This window comes from Ruegeria hyattellae (assembly GCF_041537925.1).
GTDB lineage: Bacteria > Pseudomonadota > Alphaproteobacteria > Rhodobacterales > Rhodobacteraceae > Ruegeria_C.
Map to the genome: position 1 here is coordinate 1 of NZ_JBGOSH010000016.1, position 20,583 is coordinate 20,583.

29 protein-coding genes are annotated in these 20,583 nt (G+C 61.4%); 9 read left to right on the forward strand and 20 right to left on the reverse strand.

The features are described 5' to 3' along the window. A partial coding sequence (locus AB1E33_RS25070) for an electron transfer flavoprotein subunit alpha/FixB family protein (RefSeq protein ID WP_372579970.1) occupies nt 1–441 on the forward strand: 441 nt, incomplete at its 5' end. Between the two features lie 133 nt (nt 442–574). Next, on the forward strand, nt 575–967 hold the full coding sequence (locus tag AB1E33_RS25075; protein WP_372579971.1) for an META domain-containing protein: 393 nt from the start codon (nt 575–577) through the stop codon (nt 965–967). On the opposite strand, the gene recO is transcribed toward AB1E33_RS25075, so the two are convergent. The 15 genes from recO to folK all read right to left on the reverse strand — a co-directional run bounded on the left by recO (nt 951) and on the right by folK (nt 12,943). Further along, a complete protein-coding gene (gene recO / locus AB1E33_RS25080) occupies nt 951–1,676 on the reverse strand; it encodes a DNA repair protein RecO (protein ID WP_372579972.1) in 726 nt (241 codons plus the stop codon). The genes AB1E33_RS25075 and recO overlap by 17 nt on opposite strands. 67 nt (nt 1,677–1,743) lie before the next feature. Beyond that, complete coding sequence (locus AB1E33_RS25085; protein WP_372579973.1) at nt 1,744–2,484, reverse strand: DUF6268 family outer membrane beta-barrel protein; 741 nt, start codon at nt 2,482–2,484, stop codon at nt 1,744–1,746. A gap of 272 nt (nt 2,485–2,756) precedes the next feature. Next, nucleotides 2,757–3,086, reverse strand: a complete 330-nt coding sequence (locus tag AB1E33_RS25090; protein WP_372579974.1) for a DUF1491 family protein — start codon at nt 3,084–3,086, stop codon at nt 2,757–2,759. Beyond that, the gene (gene era, locus AB1E33_RS25095) at nt 3,083–3,991 is read right to left on the reverse strand and encodes a GTPase Era (protein WP_372579975.1); all 909 of its coding nucleotides are present in this window, start codon (nt 3,989–3,991) and stop codon (nt 3,083–3,085) included. Before era ends, AB1E33_RS25090 begins: the two co-directional genes overlap by 4 nt. Then, the gene (rnc, locus tag AB1E33_RS25100; protein ID WP_372579976.1) at nt 3,988–4,674 is read right to left on the reverse strand and encodes a ribonuclease III; all 687 of its coding nucleotides are present in this window, start codon (nt 4,672–4,674) and stop codon (nt 3,988–3,990) included. The genes era and rnc overlap by 4 nt, the downstream gene beginning before the upstream one ends. Further along, nucleotides 4,671–5,507 carry a signal peptidase I gene (lepB, locus tag AB1E33_RS25105; protein WP_372579977.1) on the reverse strand — a complete coding sequence of 279 codons (837 nt, stop codon included), beginning with the start codon at nt 5,505–5,507 and terminating at the stop codon, nt 4,671–4,673. The genes rnc and lepB overlap by 4 nt, the downstream gene beginning before the upstream one ends. A gap of 30 nt (nt 5,508–5,537) precedes the next feature. Further along, nucleotides 5,538–5,981, reverse strand: a complete 444-nt coding sequence (gene acpS, locus AB1E33_RS25110) for a holo-ACP synthase (protein ID WP_372579978.1) — start codon at nt 5,979–5,981, stop codon at nt 5,538–5,540. Between the two features lies 1 nt (nt 5,982). Beyond that, nucleotides 5,983–6,960 (reverse strand): NADPH:quinone reductase, encoded by a 978-nt coding sequence (locus AB1E33_RS25115; protein WP_372579979.1) that lies wholly within the window; start codon nt 6,958–6,960, stop codon nt 5,983–5,985. Nucleotides 6,961–7,012: 52 nt separating this feature from the next. Next, complete coding sequence (locus tag AB1E33_RS25120; protein WP_372579980.1) at nt 7,013–7,636, reverse strand: LysE family translocator; 624 nt, start codon at nt 7,634–7,636, stop codon at nt 7,013–7,015. 43 nt (nt 7,637–7,679) lie between these two features. Then, a complete protein-coding gene (locus AB1E33_RS25125; RefSeq protein ID WP_372579981.1) occupies nt 7,680–8,300 on the reverse strand; it encodes a LysE family translocator in 621 nt (206 codons plus the stop codon). Then, the gene (locus tag AB1E33_RS25130; RefSeq protein WP_372579982.1) at nt 8,297–9,043 is read right to left on the reverse strand and encodes a pyridoxine 5'-phosphate synthase; all 747 of its coding nucleotides are present in this window, start codon (nt 9,041–9,043) and stop codon (nt 8,297–8,299) included. The genes AB1E33_RS25125 and AB1E33_RS25130 overlap by 4 nt, the downstream gene beginning before the upstream one ends. A 1-nt stretch (nt 9,044) precedes the next feature. Further along, a complete protein-coding gene (locus tag AB1E33_RS25135) occupies nt 9,045–9,734 on the reverse strand; it encodes a DUF2062 domain-containing protein (RefSeq protein ID WP_372579983.1) in 690 nt (229 codons plus the stop codon). Nucleotides 9,735–9,767: 33 nt separating this feature from the next. Further along, entirely contained in the window at nt 9,768–11,900 is a 2,133-nt protein-coding gene (locus AB1E33_RS25140) for a RelA/SpoT family protein (protein ID WP_372579984.1), read from the reverse strand. 28 nt (nt 11,901–11,928) lie between these two features. Next, nucleotides 11,929–12,282: a DNA-directed RNA polymerase subunit omega gene (gene rpoZ, locus AB1E33_RS25145; protein ID WP_249710648.1), complete on the reverse strand. Its 354-nt coding sequence runs from the start codon at nt 12,280–12,282 to the stop codon at nt 11,929–11,931. A gap of 91 nt (nt 12,283–12,373) precedes the next feature. Then, complete coding sequence (gene folK, locus AB1E33_RS25150) at nt 12,374–12,943, reverse strand: 2-amino-4-hydroxy-6-hydroxymethyldihydropteridine diphosphokinase (protein WP_372579985.1); 570 nt, start codon at nt 12,941–12,943, stop codon at nt 12,374–12,376. Nucleotides 12,944–13,076: 133 nt separating this feature from the next. Between folK and AB1E33_RS25155 the strand changes: the two genes are divergently transcribed. From AB1E33_RS25155 to AB1E33_RS25180, 6 genes are all read left to right on the forward strand, one after another. Next, a complete protein-coding gene (locus AB1E33_RS25155) occupies nt 13,077–13,649 on the forward strand; it encodes a LabA-like NYN domain-containing protein (protein WP_249710646.1) in 573 nt (190 codons plus the stop codon). Nucleotides 13,650–13,839: 190 nt separating this feature from the next. Next, entirely contained in the window at nt 13,840–14,790 is a 951-nt protein-coding gene (gene ispH, locus AB1E33_RS25160) for a 4-hydroxy-3-methylbut-2-enyl diphosphate reductase (RefSeq protein WP_372579986.1), read from the forward strand. Beyond that, a complete protein-coding gene (locus tag AB1E33_RS25165; RefSeq protein WP_372579987.1) occupies nt 14,787–15,239 on the forward strand; it encodes a DUF3429 domain-containing protein in 453 nt (150 codons plus the stop codon). The genes ispH and AB1E33_RS25165 overlap by 4 nt, the downstream gene beginning before the upstream one ends. Continuing rightward, nucleotides 15,236–15,820 (forward strand): class I SAM-dependent DNA methyltransferase, encoded by a 585-nt coding sequence (locus AB1E33_RS25170; protein ID WP_372579988.1) that lies wholly within the window; start codon nt 15,236–15,238, stop codon nt 15,818–15,820. Before AB1E33_RS25165 ends, AB1E33_RS25170 begins: the two co-directional genes overlap by 4 nt. Then, nucleotides 15,813–16,280: a ribonuclease HI gene (gene rnhA / locus AB1E33_RS25175; RefSeq protein WP_372579989.1), complete on the forward strand. Its 468-nt coding sequence runs from the start codon at nt 15,813–15,815 to the stop codon at nt 16,278–16,280. The genes AB1E33_RS25170 and rnhA overlap by 8 nt, the downstream gene beginning before the upstream one ends. Further along, nucleotides 16,277–16,900, forward strand: a complete 624-nt coding sequence (locus AB1E33_RS25180; protein ID WP_372579990.1) for a trimeric intracellular cation channel family protein — start codon at nt 16,277–16,279, stop codon at nt 16,898–16,900. Before rnhA ends, AB1E33_RS25180 begins: the two co-directional genes overlap by 4 nt. A gap of 3 nt (nt 16,901–16,903) precedes the next feature. On the opposite strand, the gene AB1E33_RS25185 is transcribed toward AB1E33_RS25180, so the two are convergent. From AB1E33_RS25185 to def (AB1E33_RS25205), 5 genes are read right to left on the reverse strand one after another with little or no spacing between them, the layout of a single operon-like run. Continuing rightward, the gene (locus AB1E33_RS25185) at nt 16,904–17,143 is read right to left on the reverse strand and encodes a GlsB/YeaQ/YmgE family stress response membrane protein (protein ID WP_372579991.1); all 240 of its coding nucleotides are present in this window, start codon (nt 17,141–17,143) and stop codon (nt 16,904–16,906) included. A 1-nt stretch (nt 17,144) separates the two neighbouring features. After that, complete coding sequence (locus AB1E33_RS25190) at nt 17,145–17,381, reverse strand: hypothetical protein (RefSeq protein ID WP_372579992.1); 237 nt, start codon at nt 17,379–17,381, stop codon at nt 17,145–17,147. A gap of 12 nt (nt 17,382–17,393) precedes the next feature. Further along, nucleotides 17,394–18,299: a methionyl-tRNA formyltransferase gene (fmt, locus tag AB1E33_RS25195; RefSeq protein WP_372579993.1), complete on the reverse strand. Its 906-nt coding sequence runs from the start codon at nt 18,297–18,299 to the stop codon at nt 17,394–17,396. Between the two features lie 5 nt (nt 18,300–18,304). Further along, nucleotides 18,305–18,799, reverse strand: coding sequence for a peptide deformylase (gene def / locus AB1E33_RS25200; protein ID WP_372579994.1), 495 nt, complete (start codon nt 18,797–18,799; stop codon nt 18,305–18,307). Further along, the gene (gene def / locus AB1E33_RS25205; protein ID WP_372579995.1) at nt 18,796–19,314 is read right to left on the reverse strand and encodes a peptide deformylase; all 519 of its coding nucleotides are present in this window, start codon (nt 19,312–19,314) and stop codon (nt 18,796–18,798) included. Before def (AB1E33_RS25205) ends, def (AB1E33_RS25200) begins: the two co-directional genes overlap by 4 nt. A 95-nt stretch (nt 19,315–19,409) precedes the next feature. Here def (AB1E33_RS25205) and AB1E33_RS25210 point away from each other — a divergent pair, with 95 nt between their 5' ends. Next, entirely contained in the window at nt 19,410–20,582 is a 1,173-nt protein-coding gene (locus AB1E33_RS25210; protein ID WP_372579996.1) for a MalY/PatB family protein, read from the forward strand. Nucleotide 20,583: the final 1 nt, after the last annotated feature.

The following is a 20,583-nucleotide window of genomic DNA, read 5'->3' on the forward strand; positions in this document are numbered from 1 at the left end:
GAGACCGTGTCGGCAGCCGCCGATCCCGGCCTCAGCTCATGGGTCGAAGACAAGGTGGCCGAAAGCGATCGTCCGGAACTGACTTCGGCGGGCGTCGTGGTCTCGGGTGGCCGTGGCGTTGGCTCGGAAGATGACTTCAAACTGATCGAGGGCCTCGCGGACAAGCTGGGCGCCGCGGTTGGCGCCTCGCGCGCGGCGGTCGACTCGGGTTATGCCCCGAATGACTGGCAAGTGGGTCAGACCGGCAAGGTTGTCGCCCCCGATCTGTATGTCGCCGTCGGCATCTCGGGCGCGATCCAGCATCTGGCCGGCATGAAGGACAGCAAAATCATCGTCGCGATCAACAAGGACGAAGAGGCGCCGATCTTCCAGGTGGCGGACTTCGGACTGGTTGCCGACCTGTTCCAGGCCGTGCCCGAGCTGACCGAAAAACTGGGTTAAGCAGGCGACGGCGCAAGACCCCTTCCGGCGCAGAACACACCAAGGCCCGCCAATCTGGCGGGCCTTTTTCGTTGCACTCTTGCACTGAACGGTGGGGACGCTTACCTCCGGGATCGCATCAAGGAGGTTCCGCATGCTGCGTCTGTTTCTGTTCACTCCGTTGATTGCCCTGGGCAATTGTCAATCCGACGAAAGCGTGGCCGCCTATGGTGCAGAGGAGGAAACCTGGGTTCTGGAAAGCATCGCCGGAGAGCCCGCGGCGGCCTCGACCACCCTGACCTTTCCCGAAACGGGGCAGATCGCAGGCAAGGCCCCCTGCAACAGCTATAGCGGCACGACGGATTCGCCCTATCCCTGGTTCGAGGTGACCGATCTGAGCGCAACCAGGATGGCTTGCCCTGAACTCGAGGCCGAAGGCACCTATTTCGCGGCCCTGATGGCGATGACCCAGTCCGAGGTGTCGGGCGATGTGCTGATCTTGCGCAACGAACAGGGCTATGAGATGGTTTTCAGATCCGGCGAGTGAATGCCTCGATGAAGCGGGCCCGCGCCTCGGGCAAAGGTCTGTGCCCCAGCCCGCGCGCAAGGTGGTTCTCAAGGAAATGACCCGTGGTTGCAAAGGCCTGCGCGATCTCGGAGTCTTGCGCGGGACCTTCGCCACGCAGGCAAGGAGGCAGTGGCAACATGCGGTCGACCCAGCCCCCGGCGCCCTCTGCGGTCACCGCGCGACCCGATTTGGGCGAGACAAAGATCAGCCCCTCGCGCGCGCCGGTCACGGCACAGGTGCTGAGGTCAAGACCGAAGCCCAGCTCGTCAAGCAGGGCCATCTCCCACCGCAGATAGGCCAGCGGCCAGATCTCGTCCTGTCCCAGCAGATCCAGCAGCTGTTCAGTGCGGGTATAGAGCGCCGGATGTGCCTCGCGCTCGGGGAGGCAGAAAGACAACAAAGCCACCACCGCATTCAACCCGGCCAGCGCCAACCGCCCCGAAAACGCCGCCGCCGCACGCGAGCGCAGAGGCTCGACCTGAAACGTGCCGATATGCTCCTCGAGCCGCGCCCGCCAGAGTACATCAAGCTGCGCGCCCGGCTGCAGGACCGGGGCGATCTTGCGGCTGGTCCCGCCGCGCACGACACCGGAATGGCGACCATGGCCCTCAGTAAAGACCTCGATAATCGCGGCCGTTTCGCCATGGCGGCGAGAAGTCAGAAGGATGCCATGATCTCGCCAGTCCACCGGTGCTCCTCCTGTCCACGGCTGGATTCATGAAGTCAAAAAGACGCGAGCCAAACGACTTATGCAATCAAAACCTGACTCGAAACGCCAACCCCATCAACGGAGCCGTGTCATAGCTCTGGCGGCTGAGTTCAGTACCGTTCTGGTCATCCAGAGTCAGGCGGCCGTCCAGTTCCACACCCGCAAATACGTTCAGCGACACGCCGGGGTTGGGATTATAGCCGAAGGACAAGACCACGGGGACGCTCTTGTCCTCACCTACGCCATCAGGGGCAAGCCCGTCCCCATCCAACCGGAACCGAATCCTCTCGGACCGTGCCGCCAGCGACAGAGTCATCGTCTTGCTCAGCGCATAGCTGAGCGTCAGACCTGGCCCCTGCGTTGCCCCGATGCCAGAACCGGTATTCAGGTTCCAGCGATCATTGATGTCCCAATCGACCAGCAAGGCCGGAAAAAACTCCGCTCCACCCTCTTCAAGTTGTGAGAACGCACCAAATGCCGGACCAATCGTAAGGCTGTCGCTCAGCTTCCAAGCAACACCGGCAAATACCCCATAAGTTCGCCCATCCGAGGCTGAAGCTCCGCTTTGATAATCCCACCTGACTTGCGGTGAGACAAACACGGTCGCGCTTTCGCCAACGAGAAACCGCACCGGCACGGAAATACGGATGTCCCGGATGTCCTCCCACGGTTGATTGTCCGCCTGGCTGAAATTGTAGTCGAACCTGCCAAAGCTGGCTGACATTCCCACAGAGGCGCCGCTTTCCAGATTATACAGAGCCGTGGTCCGCAAAAAGGCACGGCTCACAGAAAACTCTCCTCCCTCGCTCAAACCCGCATCGCTCTGGTAAGCTGCGAGGCCGTCGACTTGATACACCCAGCCTGGCCGCGGTTGCGCGGCAGCAGGAAGCGCCGTGAGGCCCAGAAGAAAAATAGCCAAGCGGCAGGTCAGAACGAGAGTTTTCATGGATTCCAAGCTCTTAGGAATGGGAACACTGTTGCGGATAACACTTCGCCACGCACGATAAAACGCATAGCAGAAATAGAGTGCAAAACTGTGTTGCCCAGAGCGACAGGCCTTTATTCCAAGCCCTCTTCCCCCAACAGATGCCGCCCTTGACGATCCTCGACCTCGATCACCCAGAGGTCGGGATCAAAACTGCGCTGGCGTCGGATGGCGGCGTCCACGTCAGTCTCGGCGCCACCGGACAGTTCGACCCATTTGCGCTCGCCACTCATCAGGTCAAAACTGCGCTGAAAGGCGGTCGCCTGACCATCCAGCGTGTTGAGCTTGACCAGAACCGCGCCTGCGGTGTCGTCGCCGTGGGCCACGATAAAGGCGGGGATGTCCTGAAACCGCAGCCGTGCCAGATAGGCATGGACCCAGAAATCGGCCGTCAGCCAGGTCATGCATTGCCGTCTTTGAAGTCCAGACCCATCTCGGAATAGCGCTCGGATTCCTCCAGCCAGTTGGGCCGGACTTTCACCTGCAGAAACAGGTGTACCTTGCGATCCAGGAACTCTTCAAGCTCTGCGCGCGCGGCCTGGCTAACCGCCTTGATGGTCTCGCCGCCCTTGCCCAGCACGATGCCTTTATGTCCGTCGCGCATCACATAGATGATCTGGTCAACCCGGGCCGAGCCGTCCTTGCGTTCCTGCCAGCTCTCGGTTTCGACGGTCATCTGATAGGGCAATTCCTGATGCAGGCGCAGCGTCAGTTTCTCGCGCGTCATCTCGGCGGCAATCATGCGCATGGGCAGGTCGGCGATCTGATCCTCGGGATAAAGCCACGGGCCTTCGGGCAGTTCTCCGGCCAGCCATTTGCGCAGATCCTCAACGCCATGGCCGCGCTCTGCCGAGATCATGAAGGTTTCGGCAAATGCGTAACGCGCATTCAGGTCCTTGGCGAGTTCCAGCAGATGGCCGGGCTGTACCCTGTCGATCTTGTTGATCGCCAGCGCCACCTTGCGACCCTGCCCGATCTCTTCGAGGCCTTCGAGGATACGCTCGACCCCTTCGGTGACGCCGCGATGCGCCTCGACCAGCAGCACGACGATATCAGCATCCGCCGCCCCGCCCCAGGCTGCCGCCACCATGGCGCGATCCAAACGGCGGCGCGGCTTGAACAGGCCCGGCGTGTCGACAAAGACAAGCTGCGCCTCGCCCTCCATCGCCACGCCGCGAATGCGGGCGCGGGTGGTCTGCACCTTGTGGGTCACGATGGACACCTTGGCCCCCACCATGCGATTCAGCAGGGTGGACTTGCCCGCGTTGGGCTCTCCGATCAAGGCGATGAATCCGGCGCGTGTGGTCATTGATTTTGCTCCAGCTTGTCCAGCAGGGTCTTGGCCGCCATCTGTTCGGCCTGCCGTTTCGATCCGGCGGTGGCGTGCTCTTCTGTCCCGTCCTGCAACCGAGCGGCGATGGTGAAGACAGGCGCGTGATCGGGACCCGAACGCGTGATTTCTACGTAAGATGGCGGCGTCTGACGGCGGGCCTGCGCCCATTCCTGCAGCGCGGTCTTGGCGTCGCGGGCATCTGCCTCGACCTGATGGATACGCTCGCCCCAAAGCCGCAGGATAACGGTGCAGGCTGCCTCAAATCCGGCATCCTTGTAGACGGCGGCTATCACCGCCTCCATCGCGTCGCCCAGCAGGGCCTGCTTGCGGCGACCCCCAGATTTCATCTCGGATCGGCCCAGTTTCAGCACCGTGCCCAGATCAATCTGGCGCGCCACATCGGCACAGGTTTCCTTACGCACCAGCGCGTTGAAACGCGGTGCCAGTTGCCCTTCGGTCGCGGTCTTGTCCTCTTCCAGCAGCGCGGTCGCCATCACGAGCCCCAGCACCCGGTCGCCCAGAAACTCCAGCCGCTGGTTGTCGCCGCGTGTGGGTGACGAGATCGAACCATGGGTCAGCGCGCGCACCAGCAGGTCCGGCCGGGAGAACTCATGGCCGATCCGCGCCTGAAACGCGATCAGGTCCGCCGAGAGTTTCAATCGATCCTCTTGAAGAAACGGTCGCCGCGCCAGGTCCAGAAGAACAGCATCGAACGTCCAGCTGACGAGAACATGACCCGATCCGCGCGACCGATCAGGTTCTCATAAGGCACGAAACCTACGCCGCCCGCAGAAACCGGCAAACGCGAGTCGCTGGAATTGTCGCGGTTGTCGCCCATGAAGAAATAATGTCCCTCAGGCACCGTATAGACGCCGGTATTGTCTGAGGACTGATTGCCTATATTCAGGATTGTGTAGGACACGCCATTGGGCAGCGTTTCGATGAAGCGCGATTTGGTGCAGATGCCACCCAGCCCGACGGGGCCGTTTTCACAGCGCGGGCGCAGGCCCTGCGGCCCTTGCGGCGCGTATGTTTCCTCGAACACGCCATCGGGCTTCAGACCCACGGGCGTTTCGTTGATATGCAGAACGCCCTGCCGCACCTGAATACGGTCGCCCGGCATCCCGATCAGGCGTTTGATGAAATCCCGACCCGAGGTCGGATGACGAAAGACCGCCACATCGCCCTGTTTCGGCTCTCCGGCAAAGACGCGGGTGTTGTCGCCGTCGATGAATCCGCAAATGTTCTGGGCGTCGATATTGATGCCTATCCCGGGCATCAGCAGGTTCGGGCAGGAGGCGTAGGAATAGCCATAGGCCATCTTGTTCACGAACAAGAAATCACCGATCAGCAGCGTCTCTTTCATCGACCCTGACGGAATCCAGAATGGCTGAAAGAACAGCGTCCGGAAAATCCCCGCAAAGAGCAGGGCAAAGACGATGGTTTTGATCGTCTCCCAGACGGCATTTCCGGATTTGGCTTCGGTGGCCATACTGCTCTCCGATTTTATTCTGATCGCGCGCTACATGCGGGGCGGGCCGGGGTAAGTCAAGGGCGCGCCCTCACCATCCAGCACCCGCGCCTCGATCACCACAAAGGCCTGCGCCCAGGGGTGGTCGTCGGTCAATGTTACATGGATGATCGCCTCGTGCCCGACGGGCGTCATGTCGCGCAACCGTTCGGCCGCCCAGCCGGTCACCTGCATCACCGGCTGGCCGGTCCTGAGGTTGCTGACCGCCATGTCCTTCCACGAAATACCCATCCGCAACCCCGTGCCCAGCGCCTTGGAGCATGCCTCTTTCGCGGCCCAGCGTTTGGCATAGGTGCCAGCGGTGTCGGCGCGGCGCTCGGCCTTGCGCTGTTCGATCTCGGTAAAGACACGGTTGCGGAACCGGTCGCCGAACCGGTCCAATGTGCCTTGAATGCGCTCGATATTGGCGAGGTCCGTGCCGATGCCCAAGATCACATCACACCTCCAGCACCACCGTGCCCAGCTTTTGCCCCGCCTCGACCATCTCATGGCCCGCAACCGCATCCGCGAGTGTGCCCGCACGCACAACGGCGTGGCTCAGCGCGTTTTGGTTCAGCCATTGGGTAAGTTGAACCTCGCCCGCACGCCGTGCCGCGCCGGAAAGCTGGTACACAATCAACATATGCAGCCGGATGTCTTTGAACATGAAACCATAGAAGTCGAGCTCTGGCCGCATCCGCGAAGCTGACGCATAGCTTGCGATGGTGCCACCCGGACGGATCAGCGCCAGCGAGGCGTCCTGATTGGCGGCAAAATCCACCTCGACGATCCGGTCGACGCCCGCACCCGCGGTCATATCCAACACCGCCTCGGTCACGTTCTGGGTGCGGTAGTTGACCCACTCGGTTGCGCCGGAATGCGCTGCCTTGGCATCAGAGCTGACCGTGGTGATCACCCGGGCGCCACCCAGCGCCGCCATCTGGCAGGCATAGCGCCCGACCGTTCCAGCACCGCCAGTGACCAGAACCGTCTGACCGGCAATCAGGCCGTCCCGATAGAGCGCGTACCACGCCGTCATCGCAGGTATCCCGAAACAGGCACCCTCGGCAAAACTGGTTGTGTCTGGCAGGAACACGGCCTGCTCGGAGGGGAGAGCGACACATTCCGCCCCAGTCCCGAAAGCGCGCTGCCATTGGCCGTTCCAGATCCAAACCCGCTCGCCGACCCGGGCCGGATCAACGCCTAGACCGACCGCTTCGATCACGCCCGCGCCATCGGAATGCGGCACGATGGTTGGGAACTGCATGACCGCTCCGGGGCGCGCACCTCCGCGCAGCTTTACATCCGATGGGTTAATTCCGCTCGCGCGCACCCGTACCAGTACCTCGCCCGGCCCGGCGACGGGATGAGGCAGGTCGACGAGTTGCAGCACGTCAGCGGCCGCACCAAAGTTACGGTAAGTGACTGCTTTCATGACGTTCCCTCACTCTCGACTGGCCTCGCGCACTGTCCTACTCCTGCGGCCATCACGACAGCCTTACCGTCAGGATCTTGTAACTGGCCACCCCGAAGAACCCGGCGAAGGCGAAATCAAACCAGCGGCGGGCACGGCGATAGGCGCGCACCATGCGGGCCGACGAGAATAGGAACGCATAACCGATGAAAATCAGCAGGGAGCCAGCGTAGAGCAGTCCGAAATAGCCCAGAAGCATCGCAAGGCTGGCATCGTTGGGCGCGACGATGGCATAGATCGAGCCCCAGCTGAGGATCGCCTTGGGGTTGGTCAGGTGGATCGCCGCGCCCTTGGCAAAGATGGTTGGCAGCGTTCCGGAGACCGGATTGCCCATCGCCACCTCGTCGGGCGTCATCGCCCGGCGCAGCGCTTTCAGCGCTAGCCAGCCCAAATAGCCCACGCCGACATAACGGATCACCTCGAACACCCAGACATTGGCCAGCATGATCGCCGACAGACCCAGCGCAGCGGCGATGCCCCATGTGGCGGAGCCTGCACAGATACCCAGCGCAAAGGCCAAACCAGCTCGGCGGCCTTCGTTCATCGCCGTGCCCGCAATGCCCATCGTTGCCGGACCCGGAGAGCCTCCCGCCATCAGCCAGGCGAACCAGATAGCAACAAACGCCGGCGTGATCATGCGGGTGCCTCATCCATTGGGCGAAGGTTTTTGCTGCGACGCCTCATCTGGCAAACGCCGATTTGATCAGGCCCAGACCGGCAAGCGCGAACAATCCGGCAACGACACCGTCGATCCAGCGTCGGAAACTGCGGTACCCAGTCATCATGCCGCTGACCGAAAACAACAGCGAATAGAGAACATTGTTGATAAATCCCGCAGCGATGCAGACCACTGTCGCGGCTACGACCGACGCCAATCCGTCATCCGGACCAAGACCAACGGACAAAGCCGCCATCCATGCGATGACCGATTTCGGATTGGACAGGTTAAGGATCAGCCCGCGCCAAAACCATCGCCCCTTTGACGGCAGCGGCACCTTGTCTGCAGCCGGTCGCATGGCAGACCGCCCCGATTGCCAGGCAAGCCACAGCAGGTAGAGGCCGCCAAGCAGTTTGAGCACTATCAGGACATAGAGTGAGCCTTGCAGAACTGCACCCATACCGCTTGCCGCTACCAATCCCCAGAAAACCAGACCGCAGGACAATCCCGTACCATAGACAAGACTGGTCCTTCGACCAAAGCTCATCGCGACCGCAGCGTTTGAGATATTTGCGGGTCCGGGCGAGACGGCGACAACAAAGAAGGCAAGCGCGGTGATGGCAAGGGATGTCAGGTCGATCATGCCCGCGCATCATCCATCAGGCGGCGCATCTCGGAAATCGCCGGAGTGAGGCCCAGAAAGATCGCCTCGCCGATCAGGAAGTGGCCGATGTTCAACTCGCGCACTTCGGGGAAGGCGGCTACGGGTTGCACCGTGTCGTAGGTCAGGCCGTGGCCCGCATGGACCTCCAACCCCAGCGAATGGGCGAAAGTGGACATCTCGCGCAAAGCTTCCAGCTCGCGCGCGGCATCAATGGGGCGATCTTCGGCATGGGCGTCGCAATAGGCGCCGGTATGCAGTTCGATCACCTCGGCGCCAATGCGGTGGGCCGCCTCAATTTGACGCTGATCGGCGGCGATGAAGATCGACACGCGGCAGCCCACGTCGCGCAGGGGTGCGATGAAATGGGCCAGCTTGTTTTCCTCGCGGGCCACTTCCAGCCCGCCTTCGGTGGTGCGTTCCTCGCGCTTTTCAGGGACGATGCAGACCGCATGCGGTTTGTGGCGCAGGGCAATTTTCTGCATCTCGTCGGTGGCCGCCATCTCGAAATTCAGCGGCACCGACAAAACCTCCATCAGCCCGTCGATATCGGTATCCGAGATGTGGCGGCGATCCTCGCGCAGGTGCGCAGTGATGCCGTCGGCACCGGCCTCTTCGGCCAGTTTCGCAGCACGCAACGGATCGGGATAAGCCCCGCCGCGCGCGTTCCGCACAGTGGCCACATGGTCGATATTCACGCCCAGCCGCAGATAAGTGTCAGACATGTCAGTCGCCTTTTTTCGGTTTTCCCGGGGACACTAGCCGCGATTGTGGCATGGCGTCACCCTCTGCCTCGGCCTTTTTGCGGATCGCTTCGAACTTGGCTTTGATTTTGGCGCGGCGGCGCTGTTGGTAGGCGCGGATAAGGGGCACAGAGAGATAATAGCAGACCACCCCGAAAATCAGCCCGGGGGCGACGCAACCGATCATGTAGGGATAAAATATCTCGTCATAAAAAACCTCAAGCCCATGCCAATGAGCCTGGCGGTCGCTGAACATGGCGAGGAAATTCCGCCACAGGTCGCGACCAGCATCGGCGAATTTTTCAAGCAGGGAATTGCTGACGCGTTCCTTGTATTTCGTGCCCAGTATGAAATGCCCGCTTTGAAGCGAGATGACCCCGATCGGCACATAGGTCAGCGGGTTGCCAAAGAACGTCCCGCTTAGCGAGGCCAAGAAATTGCCATTGATCAGGCGCGCGCCAAGCGCCGCAACCAAGAAATGCAACCCATAGAATGGCGTGAACGAGGCAAACACCCCCACCCCGATCCCGCGCGCGATGCGTTCAGGCGAATCCGGCAGTCGCCGCACCCGGTGCTTCACGTAGTGAAATGCGCGGGCCCACCCGCCACGCGGATACAAGAATTCCGAGACGACCTGAACGGGCGATCGGCGATCTCGGCGCTTGAACACCACGCTGTGTCGTCCTTTCCCTTGCCCGTCCGGGCCTTATCCCGCCTCGACCCGCTTTCGAGCCTTTTCCCGATAGCGTTCGACCGAAGCGACATCGCTTTCGGCCTCCAGCATCAGCATCAGGGAATGCAGCTGTTCCAGGTCCCTGATTTCGACACTGATCATCAATCGATAAAAGTCCGGTTTGCGGTCCAGAAATTCAAGGTTTGAAATATTGGCTTTTTTCTCGCCGATCAATGTGCAAATACGCCCCAGTACACCCGCATCATTGCCAATCGTTAGATCCAGCCCCGCCCCGTAGACAGCCGGGTGTGTGCCGGAGTGCCAGTGTAGATCGACCCAGCGCTCGGGCTGCTCCTCAAACTCGGAGAGGCGTTCGCAATCGATGGCATGCACGACCACACCCTTACCGCGATAGGTGATGCCGAGGATACGCTCGCCCGGCAGCGGCTGACAGCAGGTAGCGCGTTCAAAACTCTGCCCCGGTTCCAGACCAATCACAGCGCGCCGGGGCGAAATCGCATCGCCCTCGTCGGGGGCAAGGTCGGGATAGACCGACTGCACCAGTTCATGCCCGGTAAGCTCTGCGCTGCCCAGCCTCGCCAGCAACTCGCCGCGGTCCTTGAAGCGCAGATGGCGCGCTGCCGTGTCTAAAACCTTGTCGGTCACCTTGCGGCCCACATGCTCGAAGGCGGAACGCGCCAGTTCGTGCCCCAGTTTGATGAACCGCTCCCGGTCCACCTCGCGCAGCGCGCGCCGGATCGCGGTGCGCGCTTTGCCGGTCACCGCGATTTCAAGCCAGCTGACCTGCGGAGTCTGGCCTTCAGCAGTGATGATATCGACCGATTGGCCGTTCTTGAGCCTCGTCCAAAGTGGCACGCGGATCCCGTCCACCTTGGCCCCCACACAAGCATGGCCAATGCGCGTATGAATGGCATAGGCAAAATCAATGGGCGTGGCCCCGCGCGGCAGCTTCACCACATCGCCTTTGGGGGTGAAGCAGAAGACCTGGTCGGAATACATCTCGAGCTTGACAGCTTCGAGGAAATCCTCGTGATCCTCTTCGCTGTCGAACTGTTCGGTCAAGTTGGCGATCCACTTGGCCGGGTCCACCGCAAACGGGTTTTCCGATCGCACGCCATCGCGATAGGACCAATGCGCCGCAACACCGGTTTCGGCCACGTCATGCATCTGGCGGGTGCGTATCTGCACCTCGACACGTTTGCCGTCACGGCCCGAGACGGTAGTGTGGATCGAACGATAGCCGTTGGATTTCGGCTGGCTGATATAGTCCTTGAACCGTCCCGGCACCGCCCGCCAACGCTGGTGGATTGCGCCCAGCGTGCGATAACAATCCTCTTCCGAGCCAGTTATAATGCGGAAGCCGTAAATGTCCGAAAGCCGCGAGAAGCCCTGATCCTTCTCCTGCATCTTGCGCCAGATCGAATAGGGTTTCTTGGCGCGGCCGAACACTTCGGCCTCGATCCCGGCCCTTTCCAACTCATGCCGCATGTCGCCGGTGATACGGTGGATCACGTCGCCGGTTTCACGCTGCAGCATGATGAAACGACGGATGATCGACTGGCGGCCTTCAGGGTTCAACACGCGAAAGGCCAGGTCTTCCAGCTCTTCACGCATCCACTGCATACCCATGCGGCCCGCCAGCGGCGCGAAGATATCCATCGTCTCGCGCGCCTTGATCACCTGCTTTTCGGGACGCATCGCTTTGATCGTGCGCATGTTGTGCAAGCGATCCGCCAGCTTGACCAGAATGACCCGCAGATCCTTGGACATCGCCATGAACAGCTTACGGAAGTTTTCCGCTTGCTTGGTCTCAAGGCTGGTCAGCTGCAGATTGGTCAGCTTGGTTACCCCGTCGACCAGCTTGGCCACCTCGTCGCCGAACAGGTCGGCCACTTGCGCATAGTTGGCCTTGGTGTCTTCGATCGTGTCGTGCAGCAACGCCGTGATGATGGTCGCGTCATCCAGCCGTTGTTCGGTCAGGATCGCGGCGACAGCGACAGGGTGCGAAAAATAGGGCTCGCCCGAGTGGCGGACCTGCCCTTCATGCATTTCGCCACCGAATTCATAGGCGCTGAAAATTCGATCAGCATTGGTTTTGGGATTGTAGTTGCGGACCAGCGCGATCAGGTCGTCTGCTGAAATCATCCGGTCCGCATCCTTCCAGGCGGCAAGTTCAGCCCTGGCCCTGGGCCTCCATCAGCGCGCGCAGCAGCTTTTCCTCGGACATGTCGTCTTCGGCGGGCTTGTCGGTTTCGGCGCCCATCAGCAGTGCCATCTGATCGTCTTCCGGCTCGTCCACTTCGATCTGGGTCTGGTTGCTTTCGATCAGACGCTCGCGCAGCTCGTCGGCGCTTTGGGTCTCGTCAGCGATTTCGCGCAGCGACACGACGGGGTTCTTGTCGTTGTCGCGGTCCACAGTGATCCCCGCCCCGGCGGAAATCTCACGCGCCCGGTGCGCCGCCAGCATCACCAGTTCGAACCGGTTCGGTACTTTGTCTACGCAGTCTTCAACCGTAACGCGCGCCATTAGAGGCCTCCACAGTGCAACCTAGATCAGAAGCGCTGTATCTAAGCGTTAAAAGAACAGTTGACAAGCGGGAAATGGGGCGCGCCTGCGGTCAGATCGGCACCACGGCGGCGCGCTCCTGCGCGGGCAGCACCGCCAGCATCTCACGCACCGTTTGCCCCAGCACCGGATGCTGCCAATTCGGCGCAATATCGGCCAGCGGAACCAGCACAAACGCGCGGTCCTGTAGGCGCGGATGCGGCAAAATCAGCCGATCAGGTGCGCGGTGCGCCTGTTCCTGCGGCTCCAGCGCGTTCCAGGACCGAAAAACCCCAAGATCCGGCTCGACCCGGTCACCGGCCAGGACCAGGTCCATATCCAGTGTCCGCATCCCCCAGCGCTGCACCCGCTGACGCCCGAAACATTCCTCGACCTCATGCAGGTAACCCAGCAATTCCTGAGGCGTATCCGCTGCTTCGACCAGGATGGCGGCATTCACGTAATCCGGTCCTGCGCCTGCGGGAAAGCATGGGGTCGTGAAAAAACGGCTTATGGCACGAATCACCACGCCCTTGGTTGCGAGGGCCGCAATGGCGTGGCTCAGCGTCGCCTGGGGCGGATTTTCATGGAATTTCAGGTTCGCGCCCAGCGCGACGGCTGAAATTGACCGGTTTTCGGTCACTTTTGGCCTCGGAATTAATGTCTGCTCTACTTGCTATATATGACAGTTGTCTTACATTTAAGCCCATCATTCCGCCGCATTTGATCACTCACGGGAATATTTGGCGCGATGATACACACCGGAAGGAACAATTATGTTTTATAAGGACGAACGGCTGGCGCTGTTCATCGATGGGTCCAATTTGTATGCAGCGGCCAAAGCCTTGGGCTTTGACATCGACTACAAATTGCTTCGCCAAGAATTCATGCGGCGGGGCAAGCTATTGCGTGCGTTTTATTACACCGCGCTGCTTGAGAATGACGAATACTCACCGATACGGCCACTGGTCGACTGGCTACACTATAACGGCTTCACCATGGTGACCAAGCCAGCCAAAGAATACACCGACAGCATGGGGCGTCGGAAGGTCAAGGGCAACATGGATATCGAACTGACCGTCGATGCCATGGAATTGGCGCCACGCGTCGATCATATCGTGCTGTTTTCGGGCGATGGGGATTTCCGCCCGCTGGTGGCCAGCCTGCAACGTCAGGGCGTACGTGTCTCAGTCGTCTCGACGATTCGCAGCCAGCCGCCGATGATCTCGGACGAGCTGCGCCGCCAGGCCGACAACTTCATCGAGCTCGAAGAGCTGAAGGATGTCATCGGCCGCCCTCCGCGTGAGATGCCCGCGGAAAGCCGAAACGTGGTCGCAGCCACTAGCTGACCTGACGGGTCAATCGGAAAGCACAGTAAAGGCGCGGCCGGGCTACCCCGGACCGCGCTTTCATTTTTGTTAGGTACTGAAAATACCACCCTGTTACCTTTAGCGCATGTCAGATTCGTGACATTCCCACCCGAAGCGCTGGACCAACCCCTCCGAAAGCCTTACCTGTCCCCGGCAAGGAGATGCCGCGATGACCAACCCACCCCTGACCCTTTATCTGGCCGCCCCGCGCGGGTTTTGTGCCGGAGTCGACCGGGCCATCAAGATCGTCGAGATGGCGATCGAAAAATGGGGCGCGCCGGTCTATGTGCGCCACGAGATCGTACATAATAAATTCGTGGTGGACGGCCTCAAGGCCAAAGGGGCGGTGTTCGTTGAAGAACTGGAAGACTGCCCCGATGACCGCCCGGTGATCTTCTCGGCCCATGGCGTGCCCAAGGCGGTGCCTGCCGAGGCTGAAAAGCGCAAGATGGTCTATGTGGACGCCACCTGCCCACTGGTCTCGAAAGTGCATATCGAGGCGCAGCGCCATGCCGATAGCGGATTGCAGATGATCATGATCGGCCACAAGGGCCACCCCGAAACCATCGGCACTATGGGGCAACTGCCCGAGGGCCAAGTGCTGCTGGTCGAAACGGTCGAGGATGTGGCGCAGGTCGTAGTCCGCGATCCAGACAGGCTGGCCTATGTGACTCAGACCACACTGTCGGTAGATGACACGCGCGACATTGTCGCCGCCCTGCAGGCCCGGTTTCCGTTGATCGTGGGTCCGCACAAGGAAGACATCTGCTATGCCACCACCAACCGGCAGGAGGCCGTCAAAGAGGTCGCCCCGAAGGTTGACGCGCTGCTGGTGGTGGGCGCGCCGAACTCGTCCAATTCGCGCCGTCTGGTCGAGGTGGCCGCCAAGGCGGGCTGCGCCTATGCACAGCTGGTGCAGCGCGCCGACCATATCGACTGGCGCGCGTTGGAGGGGATCACCTCGGTCGGCATCACGGCAGGTGCCTCGGCCCCCGAGCTGCTGGTCAATGAGGTAATCGACGCCTTCCGCGCCCGCTATGACGTGACGGTCGAAATGGTCGAAACCGCCGTCGAGAACGTGGAATTCAAAGTCCCCCGCGTTCTACGCGTCCCGGCATGAACCGCATTCCGACCGCGCCTCTGCTGCTGGGCCTTGCCGGTCTGATTCCCTTTGTCTGGGGCGCCGCCACCTATCTGAATGGCGGGCTACAGGCTTGGGGCGCGGAGCATCTGGGGCCGCGTTTCGTCGGGCCTTACGTGCAGCTTTTCTACGGCTCGGTGATCCTCAGCTTCATGTCGGGTGTGTTGTGGGGCTTTGCCACCAAGACATCCGGCAGCCGCGCCGCGACCGGCTATGCGCTGTCGGTCCTGCCCGCGCTCTGGGCGTTTTTCATGACCGGCGGCGGGCCGGTCAGCGCAGGCATGAACCTGATTTTCGGCTTTGCCGGGCTGCTGATCCTCGACGCCGCCTTTTCTGTCTGGGGTCTGACACCGCCATGGTGGATGCGGTTGCGCAGTCTGCTGACGGTGGTCGTGATTGCCTGCCTGTCTGTGGGAGTGTTCCTGTGAGTGACGACACGCTTCGTATCTACAACGAAAAAGCCGGCGAATACGCTGATCTGACCAGTGATTCCAGCGACCCCTTGCTGGACGATTTCATCGCACGCCTGCCGCAGGGGGCTTCTGTGCTTGATCTGGGCTGCGGACCCGGCGACGCGGCGGCGGCGATGGCCAAAGCGGGCCACAAGGTCGATGCGCTGGACGGCTCTGCAGAGATGGTGGCGTTGGCCGACACCAATCCCGGCGTCACCGCAAAACTCGCCACATTCGAGCAACTTCAGGGCTGCGACCTCTATGCCGGGGTCTGGGCCAATTTCAGCCTGCTCCATGCATCCCGCGACGCCTTCCCGACACATCTGGCGGCGATCAAAGAGGCGTTGAAGCCCGGCGGGTTGTTCCATATCGGGATGAAGCTGGGCACCGGCGCCGGTCCCGACAGGTTGGGCCGCTATTACACCTACTACACGCAAGAAGAGCTGGAGGATCGCATGACCGAAGCCGGCTTCACCTTGATCGACCAGCATTTCGGGACCTCTGCCGGGTTGGATGGGAAAATGGCCGACTGGATCGTGGTGCGCGCCCATGGCTGAGCTTTTTGCCTATACCGATGGCGCCTGTTCTGGCAATCCCGGCCCCGGCGGCTGGGGTGTGCTGATGCAGGCGATGCGTGGCGACGTCGTGGTCAAGGAGCGCGAGTTGAAAGGCGGCGAGGCTCTGACCACCAACAACCGGATGGAATTGCTGGCCGCGATCGCGGCGCTTGAGGCGCTGGAACGTGCTTCGAAAATCACCATCGTGACCGACAGCGCCTATGTGAAGAATGGTGTCACCGGCTGGATCCACGGCTGGAAGCGCAATGGCTGGAAAACCGCCAGCAAGAAACCGGTCAAGAATGTCGAGCTCTGGCAACGGCTGGACGAGGCACAGCGACACCATGACGTGACCTGGGAATGGGTCAAGGGCCATGCCGGCCACCCCGAAAACGAGCGCGCCGATGAACTGGCACGCGCGGGGATGAAGCCATTCAAACCCGGAAAAGCCAACGCATGACGCTGTTGTCGCTGCTGGATTATGGCTCGGTACTGATCTTTGCACTGACGGGCGCGCTGGTGGCGAGCCGGGCGCAGCTTGATTTGGTGGGGTTTGCCTTCATGGCCAGCCTGACGGCAGTGGGCGGCGGAACGGTACGGGACGTGCTACTTGACCGCCACCCGGTGTTTTGGGTGGCAAACCCCACCTATATCCTGATCGCCACGGGTGCGGCGGTGCTGGTCTTTTTCACCGCACATCTGGTTGAGAGCCGATATAACTGGCTGGTTTGGCTGGACAGTTTCGCGCTTTCGATCGCCGTGGCCGCCGGATCGGGCGTGGCGCTGCAACTCGGTCAGCCGCCGATGATTGTCGTGCTGATGGGCATGATCACCGGATGCCTTGGCGGACTGATGCGGGACGTGGTGAATGATGAATTACCGCTGGTGCTGAAACAGGGCCAGCTCTATGTCTCCTGCGCCTTTGCCGGGGCGTGTCTTGCGGTTCTGTCTGACTGGCAGGGCCTGCCCGAGATCGTGGTTCTGGCCGCCTGCGCCGCCAGTTGTTGGGGTCTGCGTGCCGGATCGTTGCTGTTCGGATGGCAATTGCCGGTCTACAAATCGCGACCACCGCGGCAATAGCGCTCAGCGCCGATTGCGCCAGACCTGCCAAAGCCAGATGACCAAAAGCGCGCCCAGCACCGCACCGACAAATCCGGCTAGTGCCCCCATCACCGTGGTGAGAAACCGCAGGAGAAATCCGCCGATCAATGCGCCCACGATGCCGATGAACATCGTGGTGGGAATATCGGCATCGATCCGCATCAGGCGTGTGGCCAGAAACCCGGCGGCGGCCCCCACGACAATCAGCACCACGACCGACAACTCATTTCCTCCAATGCGTAGGCACGATGATCAGCGCCCCGATCGAAGACAGGATCGCGTTCATGCCCGGTGAGCCGATTCCGAAGCCGAACATGATGCGCACAAAATAGAACAAAAACGCCCCGCCCACGCAGATGATGATGGATTGCAGGTACCCGTTATGGGTGAAACCGGTCTTTTCCGACAGATACCCAACGATCCCGGCAATCACGACCGTTCCGAACAGAACCATGAACACGGTGCACCCTCCTCAGAGCATTGTACCCCTGGCGACCGGCCAGCCGCGCAGAAACGTTTCGCTATCCTGCGCGCCCTTGCCCGCCCGTTGCAACCGGGTCAGAGCAATTGCCCCGGCGCCGCAGGCCACGGTCAGCACGTCGTCCAAAACCTCGCCCGCCGCGCCCTGACCTTCGGCCAGGTGCGATCCCAGCAGTTTCACACGGTCGCCACCGATCTCGGTCCAGGCGCCGGGAAACGGCGCAAGACCGCGGATCTGGCGGTCGATCTCGGCGGCGGGACGAGCCCAGTCGACCTTCGCTTCACCCTTGTCGATCTTGTGCGCATAAGTAACACCCACCTCAGGCTGCGGTTCGGGTGTCAGATCGTCCAGCCGGGTTAGCGCTTCGACGACCAAGCCAGCACCCATATCGGACAGACGATCATGCAACGTGCCGGTGGTCTCGGACGCGCCAATCTCGGTGGCATTTCGCAACAGAACCGGGCCGGTATCCAACCCCGCCTCCATCTGCATGATGCAGACACCTGTCCGCGCATCGCCCGCCATGATGGCGCGGTGAATAGGGGCAGCGCCGCGCCAGCGCGGCAACAGGCTGGCATGGATGTTGAGGCACCCGCGTGCGGGCGCGTCCAATACCGCTTGCGGCAGGATCAGGCCGTAGGCAACCACCACCGCGACATCTGCATTGAGCGAGGCAAATGCGGCCTGCTCCTCGGTTGGTTTGAGCGTGACCGGATGGCGCACCTCGAGCCCCAGCGCTGTGGCGCGGGCATGTACCGGGGTCGGGCGGTCCTTTTTGCCGCGCCCGGCGGGTCGGGGTGGCTGGCAATAGACGGCGGCGATCTCATGCCCTGCATCGACCAGGGCCTCTAACACCGGAACCGAGAAATCGGGCGTGCCCATGAAGATGATCCGCATTCGCTCTACCCCAGCTTCCGCGCCTTGCGCAGCAACATGTCACGTTTGATCTTGCTGAGATTGTCGAAATACATACGCCCATTCAGATGGTCGATCTGGTGCTGCACCGAGGTCGCCTCGATCCCAACAAAGTCGCGCCGGTCGATCACGCCCTGATCGTTCAGGAACCGCACTGTCACCGCGCGCGGGCGTTTGATCTTGGCCGAAACACCGGGCAGGTTCGGGCTGGCCTCTTCATGTTCACGCAGTTCGATCGAACTGTGCAGGACCACCGGGTTGGCCAGACGCACCGCCCGCCCCCGTTCAGCCGAGCCGTCAACCACCGCCAGCCGCAACATCACCCCGATCTGCGGCGCGGCCAGGCCAACGCCCGGCATCGCCTCCATCGTGTCGGTCATGTCGTCCCAGATCGCGCGGATTTCGTCGGTGATCTCGCTCACCTCATCGGCCCGGCTGCGCAAACGCTTGTCGGGCCAGGGCAAGCAGGGCCGGACACTCATGCCCGCGCCCGCTCGCGTTTCAGTTTCTGCATCTTGCGGGTGATCATCTGGCGCTTGAGAGGTTTGAGATAGTCGATGAAGAGCTTGCCGTTCAGATGGTCGATCTCATGCTGCACGCAGGTCGCCCAGAGCCCGTCGAACGTCTGGCTCTGTGGATTGCCGTCGCGGTCGATCCACTCAACATCAACCACCTTAGGGCGCGTCACCTCTGCGAATTGTTCTGGGATCGACAGGCAGCCCTCTTCATAGACGTTGACCTCATCGGAAGCAGCCAGCACCTTCGGGTTGAACATCACCATCGGGCGCGGCGTCTCGCCCTCTTCCTTGATGCAATCCAGAACGATCAGCCGCTCAAGTACCCCGATCTGCGGTGCGGCCAGACCAATGCCTGGCGCATCATACATCGTCTCCAGCATGTCGTCGGCCAGTGCACGCAACTCGTCGGTCAGGTCGGAAACCGACGCGCAGACCTTTTTCAGGCGGGGATCGGGATGGATCAGGATCGTGCGTTTCATGAGGGTGATGTAGGCGATTGACCGCGCCGCCGCAACGCCTCTTGAACACGGCCCGATTGTCGTTAGCTTGCCTCTGACACTCAAGGGACGACCTCATGGATTTCAACACACTCAACGACCGCCGCGGCACGTTCAGCACCAAATGGGACAAGATGGAGCGGGGGTTCGGCGTTTCGCCCGAAGACGGGTTGGCGATGTGGACCGCCGATTCCGATTTCCCGACCGCGCCTTGCGTGATCGATGTGGTCCGCGCGGCGGCCGAACATGGCGTGTTCGGCTATTCCTGGATCTATCCCGAATACCTGCAATCGGTGCAGTGGTGGATGAAGACGCGCCACAACTGGGACATCGAGACCGATTGGGTGCTGACCACCCAAGGCCTGGGCAACGGCATCGCATTGGCGCTGGATGTCTGGACCAAGCCGGGTGACGGCGTGGTGATCTTCTCGCCCGTTTATCACGAGTTCGCGCACAAGATTAACAAAGCGGGCCGCCGCGTGGTGGAATGCCCACTGACTTGCGAAGGCGACACCTACAATCTGGACCTCGACGATGCGCAAAGCCGCCTGATGGGTGACGAGTCGATGCTGATCTTCTGCTCGCCGCAGAACCCGTCGGGCCGGGTCTGGACCGCAGAGGAACTACGCGAAGTGGCCGGTTTTGCGGAGCGCAACGACCTGATCCTTGTCTCGGACGAGATCCATCACGATCTGGTTTATCCCGGCCAAAGCTTTGTGCCGATTGATACCGCGGCGCCTGAGTACCGGAACCGCATGGTTTATCTGACGGCGGCCTCCAAGACCTTCAACATCGCCGGTCAGCGCACCGGCAACATGATCATACCCGATCCGGACCTGCGCGCCGCCATGGATCACCGTCTGGCCACGCTGGACTATTCGCCCAGCGCGCTGGGCATTCACATGATCACGGCAGCCTATTCGCCAGAGGGTGCAGAATGGGTTGATGCGCAGATCGCGCATCTGGATGGCAACCGGCAGGTATTTGATGCCGCCATCAACGCGATCCCCGGTGTGCGGTCGCTGCCGCTGCAATCCACCTATCTGGCCTGGGTCGATTTTTCGGGCACCGGAATGCCGCCCGAGGACGTGGCCGCGCGCATTCGTGACGAGGCAAAAATCGCCGTTTCACCCGGCCCCGGTTTTGGCACCGGAGGCGAGACGTTCCAACGGTTCAATCTGGCCACCCAGCGCGCCCGCGTCGAAGAGGCTGGCCACCGCATGCAGCACGCCTTCCGCGACCTGCAATAGA

Coding starts and splice junctions, on each gene's coding strand:
- AB1E33_RS25075 (WP_372579971.1), top strand. CDS start 575: ATGCTGCGTCTGTTTCTGTTCACTCCGTTGATTGCCCTGGGCAATTGT.
- AB1E33_RS25090 (WP_372579974.1), bottom strand. CDS start 3,086: ATGACCTGGCTGACGGCCGATTTCTGGGTCCATGCCTATCTGGCACGG.
- era (WP_372579975.1), bottom strand. CDS start 3,991: ATGACCACACGCGCCGGATTCATCGCCTTGATCGGAGAGCCCAACGCG.
- lepB (WP_372579977.1), bottom strand. CDS start 5,507: ATGGCCACCGAAGCCAAATCCGGAAATGCCGTCTGGGAGACGATCAAA.
- AB1E33_RS25115 (WP_372579979.1), bottom strand. CDS start 6,960: ATGAAAGCAGTCACTTACCGTAACTTTGGTGCGGCCGCTGACGTGCTG.
- AB1E33_RS25120 (WP_372579980.1), bottom strand. CDS start 7,636: ATGATCACGCCGGCGTTTGTTGCTATCTGGTTCGCCTGGCTGATGGCG.
- AB1E33_RS25125 (WP_372579981.1), bottom strand. CDS start 8,300: ATGATCGACCTGACATCCCTTGCCATCACCGCGCTTGCCTTCTTTGTT.
- AB1E33_RS25130 (WP_372579982.1), bottom strand. CDS start 9,043: ATGTCTGACACTTATCTGCGGCTGGGCGTGAATATCGACCATGTGGCC.
- AB1E33_RS25140 (WP_372579984.1), bottom strand. CDS start 11,900: ATGATTTCAGCAGACGACCTGATCGCGCTGGTCCGCAACTACAATCCC.
- rpoZ (WP_249710648.1), bottom strand. CDS start 12,282: ATGGCGCGCGTTACGGTTGAAGACTGCGTAGACAAAGTACCGAACCGG.
- AB1E33_RS25155 (WP_249710646.1), top strand. CDS start 13,077: ATGTTTTATAAGGACGAACGGCTGGCGCTGTTCATCGATGGGTCCAAT.
- ispH (WP_372579986.1), top strand. CDS start 13,840: ATGACCAACCCACCCCTGACCCTTTATCTGGCCGCCCCGCGCGGGTTT.
- AB1E33_RS25165 (WP_372579987.1), top strand. CDS start 14,787: ATGAACCGCATTCCGACCGCGCCTCTGCTGCTGGGCCTTGCCGGTCTG.
- rnhA (WP_372579989.1), top strand. CDS start 15,813: ATGGCTGAGCTTTTTGCCTATACCGATGGCGCCTGTTCTGGCAATCCC.
- AB1E33_RS25180 (WP_372579990.1), top strand. CDS start 16,277: ATGACGCTGTTGTCGCTGCTGGATTATGGCTCGGTACTGATCTTTGCA.
- fmt (WP_372579993.1), bottom strand. CDS start 18,299: ATGCGGATCATCTTCATGGGCACGCCCGATTTCTCGGTTCCGGTGTTA.
- def (WP_372579994.1), bottom strand. CDS start 18,799: ATGAGTGTCCGGCCCTGCTTGCCCTGGCCCGACAAGCGTTTGCGCAGC.
- def (WP_372579995.1), bottom strand. CDS start 19,314: ATGAAACGCACGATCCTGATCCATCCCGATCCCCGCCTGAAAAAGGTC.
- AB1E33_RS25210 (WP_372579996.1), top strand. CDS start 19,410: ATGGATTTCAACACACTCAACGACCGCCGCGGCACGTTCAGCACCAAA.